This window comes from Vibrio sp. 2134-1 (assembly GCF_033339495.1).
Genome location: NZ_JAWOUS010000416.1, coordinates 1 through 704, shown reverse-complemented (window position 1 = coordinate 704; position 704 = coordinate 1). Strand labels below are relative to the sequence as shown.

Genomic DNA, 704 nt, shown 5'->3' with positions numbered 1-704 from the left:
CCTTGAGCTCAAACAGAAATTTGCTAAAGGTGAAATTCCAATGCCAACATTTTGGGGCGGCTTTAGAGTTAAACCGCAAAGCATTGAGTTTTGGCAAGGCGGTGAGCATCGTCTGCATGACCGTTTTCTATTCTCTCAACACGATGATGAATGGGATATCGACCGTCTCGCGCCATAGGGCATCTTATTTAACGCCTAACAAAACACCGCCATTTAGGCGGTGTTTGTGTTTATAAAGATAAAGCGGCGTGGCGTTAGCGCTCTCCATTCAAAACAACAGAAAGCTGATGTTTAAGCAGCGTTTTGGGTACAACAGAGCCATAGCCTGCCTCCATTGCTTTATCGATCAGCTCGTTCTTACTATTCGCTTCAAACTTGTTTCTTAGACGTGCGACGTGCCCTTCTACCGTTTTGGTGGAGATGCCCATCACTTGAGAAATAAACTGAGGTTTTTTGCCGTAAAGCAGTAAAAATAGCGTTTCTTGCTCGCGGCATGTGAGCTTTTCTGGTTTCGGGTTCAGATTCGAAAAACGGAAAATGGATTGATGGTTTAAGTCTGTACCGATGGCTCGACACACCCAGTAGCCCACTTCAATCACGGCGGTGTCGGTTAACTCTCGGCCATAAAAAATGGTGCCGAGGATGTTGCCTTGTTCATCTCGCCAAGGGGTTTTCGTGAAAATATGTGCGCGCCAACGCCCATC

The 704-nt window shown here is 46.4% G+C and carries 2 protein-coding genes; one reads left to right on the top strand and one right to left on the bottom strand.

Annotated features, from left to right (window positions below):
* Positions 1-178, top strand: a 178-nt coding sequence (locus R7R78_RS26355; RefSeq protein ID WP_318119615.1) for a pyridoxine 5'-phosphate oxidase C-terminal domain-containing protein, incomplete at its 5' end; no start/stop codon positions are given.
* A gap of 76 nt (positions 179-254) precedes the next feature.
* Here R7R78_RS26355 and R7R78_RS26350 read toward each other — a convergent pair.
* Positions 255-704 (bottom strand): LuxR C-terminal-related transcriptional regulator (locus R7R78_RS26350; protein WP_225474640.1); only part of this gene is annotated, 450 nt, incomplete at its 5' end.